General features: G+C 54.3%; 2 protein-coding genes. Both read left to right on the forward strand.

Translation table 11 applies throughout. The features are described 5' to 3' along the window. The first annotated feature begins 480 nt into the window (after window positions 1-480). Window positions 481-10,716, forward strand: coding sequence for an ESPR-type extended signal peptide-containing protein (locus tag ACX9GV_RS03000; RefSeq protein ID WP_473196997.1), 10,236 nt, complete (start codon window positions 481-483; stop codon window positions 10,714-10,716). 11 nt (window positions 10,717-10,727) lie between these two features. Then, window positions 10,728-12,560 (forward strand): beta strand repeat-containing protein, encoded by a 1,833-nt coding sequence (locus tag ACX9GV_RS03005; RefSeq protein ID WP_473196998.1) that lies wholly within the window; start codon window positions 10,728-10,730, stop codon window positions 12,558-12,560. Window positions 12,561-12,570: the final 10 nt, after the last annotated feature.

A 12,570-nucleotide genomic window follows, 5' to 3' on the forward strand; every position in this document is an offset into this window, starting at 1 on the left:
GCCCATTATTGGGCCTTTTTCTCACCTGCTTAGCGGTTTACGTTGTTTAAACCCATCTGCATTTTACTTGGTCATTTAAAGTAGATTAACGAGATAAAAGAATGGCTAACTGATCTTTTTTTTTCTACTACACTTTCTTAAGAAGCGAATGAGTTTCTCACCCGATACTCATGAGACTCCTCATACTTCAATTGCAGGGCTATTGGTTGAGTTATTCAGCCTGGCTCCCTGAAATTACTCGTTTCGGCACCACCGATGATGTGGGTGCGAAAAGGCTTTACCTGCAACTTGAATGAAGCAGGACATAAAGGGTTCACACCTTATCACTCTATTCTATAAAACATTAACTCAATTTATTTAACAAACCTGTGTCAGTGTTACGCAAAGAGTCATGCGATGGGTGACATCATCATATAACCAATAAATTCACGATATTGTCACCTCATTTAGAATAACGCTGGCATAGAGGGGATGGACACTATGAATCGTGTATACCGTGTTGTTTTTAACTACGCTTTAGGGCTTATGCAGGTGGCTTCTGAGTTTACGCGCCGTACGGGTAAGTCATCCTCTGGTCAGACCGTGGTTGAAGGTGCTGGTTGTCACGCTTCAGAGAGTCAAACAATTAAAAAAAGCGCTTTATCAATTCGTGGTTGGCCACTGCTGAGTGCGGTTTGCCTGGTTTTATTCTCTCAAGGGGTATTCGCCAACGGTACGGGTGGCGATAACGCTTCTTTCTTGGGGGGCAATGGAGCTTATGGTGGTGCTGGCGGGGGTGGGGGAGCGAGTGGCACTGGTGGAAGACCGAGCGCCCGTTCTATAGCGGGTTCCGCTGGTTTAGCCAATGGTACTGGCGGGGCGGGGTCAAGAGGTTCGGGTACAAACGCCGATGACCCTGTGGGCTCGGCAGGGCTTGGTGGGGGCATAGGCAGTGCAGCTAACCCGGTGGGTGTAGCGGGAGGTGTAGGGGGAAATGCTGTTTGTACACCTTCTTGTTCTAATGGTTTTGGTGCTGGTGGTGGTGGTGGTGGTGGTGCTGGTTTTGTCGGTAGCACAATAAATACGATCTCGGCAACTATCCGTGGTGGCAATGGCGGTAATGGGGGTAATGCCTTGGCTACTGGTGGTTCAGATGGGGGTAGTGGTGGCGGTGGTGGTGCCGGTGTTGTACTGACAGGTAGCGGTACCACCACGGTGAATACCAATATCACTATATCTGGTGGTACTGGGGGCAATGGAGGAACCGGTGCTGGTGGTGGTGGTGGTGGTTTTGGTGGTGGTGGTGGTAGTGGCATAGTGAGTAGTGGCGTCAGTATCAGCAATAGTCGGACCATTTCCGGTGGCAATGGCGGGGTGGGCGGAACCAATGCCACCACCGCTGCGCACAGCCGCTCTGGTGGGGTTGGTGGCACCGGTATTACCGGGTCATCACTGACCATCACTAACACCGGAACCATCCAAGGGGGGAGTGGCGGAGCAAGTGGCACTGGCGCATCAGGTACGCCGGGGGCTCTGGCAGCGGGTGGCATTGGTATCACTGGCAGTAATATGACCATCATCAACTCCGGAACCATTACTGGTGGTCTAACTAGCACCGGTGGCACGCGCAGCCGGGCAATTTCATTTACTACGGGTACTAATCGCCTGGAGTTACAGGCGGGCTACTCTATTAATGGCAATGTCGGCGGGAGTGGAACCAATACCTTGACGTTGGGCGGGGCGACTACCGCTATCTTTAATATGTCCCTGCTAGCCAGTCAATTCACCAGTTTCGGTGCGTTACAAAAAACCGGCAATAGTACCTGGACGCTGACCGGTAGCAGTACCACCACTTCGCCATGGACTATCTCCGCCGGTACATTAGGGACGAGTATTATCGGTGCATTGGGGAATGGTACAATTAGTGTGGCTAATGGCGCGACTTTATTATTTACCAGTATTACCGGATCAACATTTGCCAATACCTTAAGTGGTGCGGGGACCTGGGCGTTAAATGGCAGTAATGTCAGTATGGCCAGCCGTACCAATGCCAGCAACTTTACCGGTATTTTTAACCTAATCAACACCTCAAGCTTAACCATTAATAACGCCACATCATTAAATAGCAATGCCCGGTTTAATATGACCAATGCGAATAGCCGCTTGCTGATTAATAATACCGCCAACTATACCCTGAATAATGGCATTACCGGTGCAGGGCAAATTAATGTCAATGGCAGCAATGCGAATTTGAGCTTTGGTTTTGGTGCCAATGCCGGTAGTGCTTTTACCGGTACCGTGAATCTACAAAACAGCCAGTTCGCTTTGACCGGTAATAATACGACAGCGTTAACCCGAGCGACACTCACCCTAAGCAGTGGCAATCGGACCACGGTGGGTGCGGCGGGAACAACCAGTACGCAAAATATCGGCAACCTGGGCATAGCCGGTGGCACAGCAGAGTTTTATAGCAATTTATTCAGTGATCGTGCGGATAGCATTATTAGCGCCACCGCCCTGACCGCCACCAGTGGCACCATTAATATTGTGGGTGATGGTGCCATCAATGCCAATACGTTAATAGGGAGTCGTTCTTTACTTAACCAGAATATAAATACCCAGTGGACTCAGTTGGTGAACGCCACCAGCGCCGGCAGTGTCAGTGGGTTAAACATGCAGCTCAATGGGGCTGCAGTGAACCCAGGTGTGCGCTATGGCATCACTCAAAATAGTGAGCGTGTAGCCAACGGGCTGTATGATTTTAGCTTATTGAATAACGGCAGCAGTGGTCAGGGCCTTTATATGGGCTATGACCTTGGCTCGATAGAGTTGTTGGTCAATAGTACTAATGCCTTGGTGATCGCCACCGATGGGGTCGTAGGGTCTAACAATAATCTGTCGGTTAACCTGTTTGGTACCGGGGGCATTGTACTGGATGGCACCCAGGCTGCGTTAACCATCTCCAACAGCACCAACAGTTACAGCGGTAACACCACCATCCGTGGGGGTACCGTCTTGCTGGGGGCCAGTGGGGCTTTGGGGAGCACCAACTTACTGGCGGTGAACAACGGCAGTACCTTGAACCTCAACAGCTTTAACCAGAGTGTGTCGACCACCACCAATGACGGCACGGTATTGCTGGGCAGCGGTGTGCTCACCAGTGGGGCATTAACCAACAATGGCACCATTAACCTGGGAACCGGTACTTTGGCACTGACCCAGGGGGGGACGTCCAGTGCTAGCGGGGGGCTAAGCGGTAATGGGCTGTTGAATCTCCAAGGGGGCACTTTCACCGTCAGTGCCGCCAATGGCGGTTTAACCGGTAATAGCACCATTGCCACCGGGGCGACCCTGGTGTTGAACAGTGCGGGGACCCTGGGCAGCAGTGCGGTGAATGTGGGGGGTAACCTCAATTTTGCCCGTAATGGCAGCTTTGCCAACCAACTCAGTGGTCTCGGCACCATCAATACCCTGGGGGATGTGCAACTCACCGGTAATAACAGTTTTACCGGTAATCATGTCATTGCGGCGAATAGCCGGTTAACCGTCAATGCGGCTAACAATCTGGGGCAGTCAGCAGCGAGAGTGAATTTAACCAGCAACACCTCTGGCCTGGTTTTTAATGGCGTGACAGGGAATGTGGCCAATGCGCTGACCGGGGTCGCGGGCTCGACGGTCACCCTCAGTGCTCTGGCGAATATGTCCCTGTCGGGTAATAACAGTACCTTCAATGGACTCTATGACCTGATTGGCAACAGTACCCTGACCGTGGCGCAGGCTCAGAATCTGGGTAACGGTTCGGTGGCGATGGCCAGTGGCAGCAATTTACTGTTCAGCAATTATGCCAATGGTGTTTTGAGCACCTTGGATAATACCCTCAGCGGGGCAGGCACCTGGACGCTGAACGCCAGCCATATCAATCTGAGTAATAACAATCGCACGCTGGATTTGAGTGGGGTGATGGATCTCACCAATGGCTCTAGCCTGAATATTGACGGCAGCACCGTACTCAATACTCTCGCCAGGGTGAATGTGGCGGATACCGGCAGTGATTTGAATATCACCACCACCGGGGCCTTTACCTTCAATAATGGGTTGAGCGGGGTGGGGGATGTTAATGTCAGCACCAACAACACGGCGTTTAATTTTGGTACCGCAGTAGGCAGCGCTTTTGCCGGTACAGTGAATTTACAAAATACCCTGTTTGACCTCATCGGCACCAATACCAGTACGTTAACCCTGGCAACTCTGGACTTGGGGACGGGGAGCTATACCACGGTCGGTAGCAGCAACGTGACCAGTACGGAAAGTGTCGGCAATGTCAGCCTGAATGGCGGCACGCTGAAGTTTTATGGTGATATCCAGGGGCAACGTGCAGATGGCTTGATCACTACCGACGACTTCACCGCCACTGGCGGCATTATTGATCTGGAAAGTCCGGCAATAGTGGCCAATAGTACTGGCAGCGGCTCGCTGCTCAATCAAATGACCGATGGCGATAGCGTGCAGTTGGTGAGTGCCCAAACCGCCAGTGGGGCCGACCAACTGACCTTGCAGATCAATGGCGATGAGGTGGGGCAAAATGTTTCAGACGCCATTGAACAGAATGGCGTGCATGTTGCCAACGGGATTTATGATTACGGCTTGAGCAACAGTGGGGAGAATGGCGAGGGGTTGTATATGAATTACGCCCTTACCGCCTTGGAGTTGCTGGAAGATGGCGACGATGCACTGGTGATAGCGACCGACGGTTTGCCTGGCTCCAACAACGACTTGCTGGTTAACGTGTTTGGCACTGGCGGTCTTGTACTGGATGGCACCTTGGCCCCGTTGACTATCTCCAACAGCACCAACAGTTACAGCGGCAGTACCACTATTGCTGGGGGCACTGTGTTGCTGGGGGCCAGTGGGGCGCTGGGGTATACCCATTTACTGGCAGTCACCACCGGCAGTACCTTTAACCTCAATAACTACAGCCAACTCGTTGAAAGCACCACCAATGAGGGTACGGTGCTGTTAGGCAGCGGCGTGCTGACCAGTGGGGCGTTAACCAACAATGGCATCATTAACCTGGGGACTGGCACGCTAGCGCTCACTGCGGGGGGGACCTCCAGTGCGACCGGTGGCTTAACCGGCGCTGGGTTGTTACAGGTACAAGCCGGTACTTTCACTGTCAGTGCCGCCAACAGTGGGCTGACCGCTGATACCGATATTGACAGCGGCGCGACGCTGGTGCTGAACAATGCCGGGACCCTGGGCAGCAGTGATGTGAACGTGGACGGTAACCTGAATTTCGCCCGTGATGGCAGTTTTGCCAACCCGCTCAGTGGTGCGGGCACTATCAATACCCTGGCGGATGTGCAACTTACCGGTGATAACAGAGGGTTTACCGGTGCTCAGGTGATTGCAGCAGACAGCCGGTTAACCGTGACTGACGCCAATAACCTGGGGGATGCTACGGCTACGGTGGATTTAACGACTGATACCTCGGTGCTGAATTTCAGTGGTGTGACGGAGGATGTGGCCAATGCGTTGACCGGGGTGGTCGATTCCACTGTCAGCATCAGCAATGAGGCCGATATGTCCTTGTCGGCGGATAACAGCAATTTTTACGGCGTGTTTGCTCTGGTGGATAACAGCACCCTGACGGTGACGCAGGGGCAACAACTGGGTAATGGCTCGGTGGCGATTGCCAGTGGCAGCAACCTGTTGTTTGGCGCTTATGCCAATGGGGCGCAGAGCACCTTGGATAACGCGCTGAGCGGGGCGGGCAACTGGACGCTGGATGCCAGCCATATCAATCTGGCCAATAACAGCAATGCGCAGAATTTTAGTGGCGTGGTGGATATCACCAACGGCTCCAGCCTGAATATTGACGGCAGTACGGTGCTCAACAGTGCCGCCAGGGTGAATGTGGCGGATACCAGCAGTGACCTGAATATCACCGCCACCGGGGCGTTTACCTTCAACAATGTGTTGACCGGGGTGGGGGATGTCAATGTTAACACCAACAACAGCGCGTTTAACTTTGGCAGTACGGTGGGCAGTGCGTTTGCTGGTACGGTGAATGTGCAAAATACCCTGTTTGCACTCTCCGGTGATAACACCAGCGCGTTAACCTTGGCGACGCTGGATCTCGGCACCAACAGTCATGCGACAGTTGGTAGCAACGGGGTGACTACCACCGAATCTGTCGGCAATGTAAACCTGAATGGCGGCACCCTGACGTTTTATGGCGACCTGCCGGGGTTGCGTTCAGATGGCTTGATCAGTACCGATAATTTCATCGCCACCGGCGGTACGGTAAATATTTTAGGCAATGCAGCGATAGATAACACCCCCGGCAGTGGCTCACTGTTGAACCAAATGACCGGCAATAATGCCATGCAACTGGTGAGTGCCACCACGGCGACGGGGGCTGACCTGCTGACCTTGCAGATTAATGGTACTAACGTTGGGCAAAATACCTCAGACCAAATTGAACAGAATGGCGTGCATGTTGCCAACGGGATTTATGATTATGGCTTGAGCAACAGCGGGGATAATGGCGCCGGCCTGTATATGGATTATACCCTTACCGCCCTGGAGTTGCTGGAGGACGGTAACGATGCACTGGTGATAGCGACCGATGGGCTGGCGGGCTCCAACAATGACTTGCTGGTTAACGTGTTTGGCACCGGCGGTCTTGTACTGGATGGCACCTTGGCACCATTAACCCTTTCCAACAGCACCAACAGCTACAGCGGCAGCACCACCATCCGTGGGGGCAGCGTGTTGCTGGGGGCCAGTGGGGCGCTGGGGAGTACCTATTTACTGGCAGTCACCACCGGCAGTAGCTTTAACCTCAATAACTACAACCAACAGGTGGGAAGCACCACCAATGAAGGCACCGTGCTGTTAGGCAGCGGGGTGCTGACCAGTGGGCTATTCACCAACAATGGCATCATTAACCTGGGGGCTGGCACGCTAGCGCTGACTGCGGGCGGGACCTCCAGTGCGACCGGTGGCTTAACCGGCGCGGGTTTGTTACAGGTGCAAGCCGGTACCTTCACTGTCAGTGCCGCCAACAGTGGGCTAACCGCTGATACCGACATTGACAGCGGCGCGACGCTGGTGCTGAACAATGCCGGGACCTTGGGCAGCAGTGATGTGAACGTGGACGGTAACCTCAATTTCGCCCGTGATGGCAGTTTTGCCAACCCACTCAGTGGTGCCGGCACCCTCAATACCCTGGCGGATGTGCAACTTACCGGTGATAACAGCGCGTTTACCGGTGCCCAGGTGATTGGCGCCGACAGTCGTTTAACCGTCATTGACGCCAATAATCTGGGGGCCGCCAGCGCCACCGTGGATTTGACCACCGACAGTTCGGTGCTGAATTTCAGTGGCGTGACGGAGGATGTGGCTAATGCACTCACTGGGGTGGTTGATTCCACCGTCAGTATCAGCAATGGGGCAAATATGTCCCTGTCCGCCGATAACAGCAATTTCTATGGCGTGTTTGATCTGGTGGGCGGCAGCACCTTGACGGTAACCCAGGCCCCACAATTGGGCAATGGTGTAGTCGCCATCGCCAGTGGCAGCAACTTGCTGTTTAGCAATTATGCCAACGGGGCACTAAGTACCCTGGATAACGTCCTCAGCGGGGCAGGTACCTGGACGCTGGATGCCAGCCATATCAATCTGAGCAATAGCAGTGATGCACAGGGCTTGAGTGGGGTTATAGATATCACCAATGGCGCCAGCCTGAATATTGACGGCAGCACCGTGCTCAACAGTGCCGCCAGAGTGAATGTGGCCGATACCGGCAGTGACTTGAATATCACCACCACCGGGGCGTTGACCTTCAACAATGCGCTGACCGGGTTGGGGGATGTCAATGTCAACACCAACAACAGCGCGTTTAACTTTGGCAGTACAGTGGGCAGTGCGTTTGCCGGTACGGTGAATTTGCAAAATACCCTGTTTGCCCTCGCCGGTGATAATACCCGTGCGTTAACCTTGGCGACGCTGGATCTGGGCACCAACAGTCATGCGACAGTTGGCAGCAACGGGGTGACTACCACTGAATCTGTCGGCAATGTAGACCTGAATGGCGGCACCCTGACGTTTTATGGCGACCTCCCGGGGTTGCGTTCAGATGGCTTGCTCAGTACCGATAATTTTATCGCCACTGGTGGGACGGTGAATATTCTGGGTAATGCAGCGATAGACAACACCACCGGCAGTGGTTCACTGCTCAATCAAATGACCGGCAATAATGCCATGCAATTGGTGAGTGCCACCACGGCGACGGGGGCTGACCTGCTGACCTTGCAGATCAATGGTACTAACGTTGGGCAAAATACCTCAGACCAAATTGAACAGAATGGCGTGCATGTTGCCAACGGGATTTATGATTATGGCTTGAGCAACAGCGGCAGCAATGGCGCGGGCCTGTATATGGATTATACCCTTACCGCCCTGGAGTTGTTGGAGGACGGTAACGATGCACTGGTGATAGCGACCGACGGTTTGCCAGGATCCAACAACGACTTGCTGGTTAACGTGTTTGGCACCGGCGGTCTTGTACTGGATGGCACCTTGGCACCGTTAACCCTTTCCAACAGCACCAACAGTTACAGCGGCAGCACCACCATCCGTGGGGGCAGCGTGTTGCTGGGGTCCAGTGGGGCGCTGGGGAGTACCTATTTACTGGCCGTGAACAGCGGCAGTACCTTTAACCTCAATAACTACAACCAAACGGTGGGGAGCACCACCAATGAGGGCACGGTACTGTTAGGCAGCGGGGTGCTGACCAGTGGGCTATTCACCAACAATGGCATCATTAACCTGGGGACTGGCACGCTAACGCTGACTGCGGGCGGGACCTCCAGTACTACCGATGGGTTAACCGGCGCAGGTCTGTTACAGCTACAAGCCGGTACCTTCACTGTCAGTGCCGCCAACAGTGGGCTAACCGCTGATACCGACATTGACAGCGGCGCGACGCTGGTGCTGAACAATGCCGGGACCCTGGGCAGCAGTGATGTGAACGTGGACGGTAACCTCAATGTCGCCCGTGATGGCAGTTTTGCCAACCAGCTCAGTGGTGCGGGGACCATCAATACCCTGGCGGATGTGCAACTCACCGGTGATAACAGTGCGTTTACCGGTGCCCAGGTGATTGGGGCAGACAGTCGGTTAACCGTCACTGACGCCAATAACCTGGGGGCCGCCAGCGCCACCGTGGATTTGACCACTGACAGCTCGGTGCTGAATTTCAGTGGTGTGACGGAGGATGTGGCTCATGCACTCACTGGGGTGGTTGATTCCACCGTCAGTATCAGCAATGGGGCTGAGATGTCCCTGTCTGCGGATAACAGCAATTTTTACGGTTTGTTTGATCTGGTGGGCGGCAGCACCCTGACGGTGACCCAAGGGCAACAACTGGGCAATGGCTCGGTCGCCATCGCCAGTGGCAGTAACTTGCTGTTTAGCGCTTATGCCAACGGGGCCTTAAGTACCCTGGATAACGCGCTGAGCGGGGCGGGTACTTGGATGCTGGATGCCAGCCATATCAATCTGAGCAATAGCGATAATGCACAGGGCTTGAGTGGGGTTATAGATATCACCAATGGCGCCAGCCTGACGCTTGACGGCAACACGGTGCTCAACAGTGCCGCCAGAGTGAATGTGGCCGATACCAGCAGTGATTTGAATATCACCACTACCGGGGCGTTGACCTTCAACAATGCGCTGACCGGGTTGGGGGATGTGAATGTCGACACCAACAACAGCGCCTTTAACTTTGGCACTACGGTGGGCAGTGCGTTTGCCGGTACGGTGAATTTACAAAATACCCTGTTTGATTTGTCCGGCACCAATACCACCAGCTTAATGCTTGCTACCCTGAACCTGGGCACCGGCAGCAACACCAACGTGGGTGATGGGGTGCAAACCCTCGGTGGTCTGGTGTTCAATGGCGGTGAATTAACTTACGCCCATATCACTGAAAATAACGGTGTGATCACTGCAGATGGCATCATTACGGCACAAACCATTGATACCACTGCTGGCGGTACCGTGAGTGTTAACCTACCACCGAGTTTATCCCCTAGCTTGGCGGGGTTAAATACGCTGGATCTGGATACCGGGGTGGCTATCGCCACCCTGGCCACTGGCGCTGCTACCGGGACCGGCAGTGAATTGACCCTTACCGATGGGAGCAATACCCCGATCACCGACATTTATCTGCAAGGCATTACCAATCCCAACGACACCACTGTTGCGGCGATGGGGAGTTTTGTTTATGGCTTGAGTACCGGGGTTGGGCAAGATGGTTTATATGTCAGTTATCTGTTGCAACAACTGGAACTGTTAACCACCGGCAGCCAGGCGCTGATGTTAGAAGGTAGCCTGGCGAATAATGGGACTCGACACAATGATCTCGGTGCCAAAATTACCGGCAGTGGGGATTTGGCTATCGACTCCCCCAATGATGGCACCATCATTACCTTGTCTAACAGTAGCAATGATTACACCGGCGATACTTTTGTGCGCTCAGGGATCTTGCAACTGGCGGCGGACTCGGCCTTGGGGCAGACCACCACCCTTGACCTGAGCAGTGGGGCGACGGTGGATTTAAATGGCCACACGCAAACAGTGCAAACCCTGCTCAACAATGGGGTGCTGGACCTGGCGGGCGGTTCGTTACTGCTCGCCCAAGGGGGAGCTCTAGTTCCACCGGGGGTTTGACCGGTGATGGTTTGTTGCAGGTACAAGGTGGCACCTTCACCGTCAGCGCCGCCAACAGTGGCTTAACCGCCGATACCCAAATTGACAGCGGGGCGACGCTGGTGCTGAACAATACCGGGACCCTGGGCAGCAGTGAGGTGAACGTGGAAGGTAACCTCAATTTCGCCCGCGATGGCAGCTTTGCTAACCCACTCAGTGGTGCGGGGACCATCAATACCTTGGCGGATGTGCAACTCACCGGTGATAACAGCCTGTTTACCGGTGCTCAGGTGATTGGCACCGACAGCCGGTTAACCGTGACTGACGCCAATAATCTGGGGGCCGCCAGCGCCACCGTGGATTTGACCACCGACAGCTCGGTGCTGAATTTCAGTGGCTTGAGTGAGGATGTGGCCAATGCGCTCACCGGGGTGGCAGACTCCACCGTCAGTGTCAGCAATGGGGCTGATATGTCCCTGTCTGCGGATAACAGCAATTTTTACGGCGTGTTTGATCTGGTGGGCGGCAGCACCCTGATGGTGACGCAGGGGCAACAACTGGGTAATGGCTCGGTCGCCATCGCCAGTGGCAGTAATCTGCTGTTTAGCGCCTATGCCAATGGGGCACTGAGTACCCTGGATAACGTGCTGAGCGGGGCGGGCACCTGGACGCTGGATGCCAGCCATATCAATCTGAGCAATAACAGTGATGCACAGGGCTTGAGTGGAGTGCTGGATATCACCAACGGCGCTAGTCTGACCATTGACGGCAACACGCTGCTCAACGGTGCCGCCAGAGTGAATGTGGCGGATACCGGCAGTGATTTGAATATCACCACCACCGGGGCGTTTGCCTTTAATAATGCGCTGACCGGGTTGGGGGATGTCAATGTCGACACCAACAACAGCGCGTTTAACTTTGGCAGTACGGTGGGCAGTGCGTTTGCGGGCAATGTCAATTTGCAAAACACGCGGTTTGATCTGTCCGGTACTAATACCACCAGCTTAACGCTCGCCACCCTGAACCTGGGTGCGGGCAGTAACACCAATGTGGGCGATGGGGTGCAAACCCTCGGTCATCTGGTGTTCAATGGCGGTGAGTTAACTTACGCTCATATTACTGAAAATAACGGTGTGATCACCGCTGATGGCATCATTACGGCACAAACCATTGATACCACTGCCGGCGGTACCGTCAGTGTTAACCTGCCAAGCAACTTATCCCCCAGTTTGGCAGGGTTAAATACGCTGGATTTAGATACCGGGGTGGCTATCGCCACCTTGGCCACCGGTGTGGCCACCGGCACCGGCAGTGAATTGATCCTCACTGATGGGAGCTATACCCCGATTACCGGCATCTATCTTCAAGGGATTACCAATCCTGGTGATAGCCAAGTCGCGGCACTGGGAAGCTTCGAGTATGGCCTGAGTACTGGGGCGGATAGTAATGGTTTATATGTCAGTTATCTGCTGAAACAGCTGGAACTGTTAACCACCGGCAGCCAGGCACTGATGTTACAGGGCACCCTGGCCAATAACGGCACTCAACGCAATAATCTCGGGGCCAAAGTGACCGGTAGCGGGGATTTGGCTATCGACTCCCCCAACGATGGCACCATCATCACCGTGTCCAATGCGACCAATGACTACACCGGCGATACGTTGGTGCGCTCAGGGATCTTGCAACTGGCGGCGGATTCGGCCTTGGGGCAGACCACCACCCTTGACCTGAGCAGTGGGGCGACGGTGGATTTAAATGGCCACACGCAAACAGTGCAAACTCTGGTCAATAGTGGGGTGCTGGATCTGGCGGGCGGTTCGTTACTGCTCGCCCTGGGGGGAGCTCAAGCGCCACCGGGGGCTTAACCGGTGATGG

The sequence above is a fragment of the Serratia sp. 25CWL12 genome, assembly GCF_055790885.1.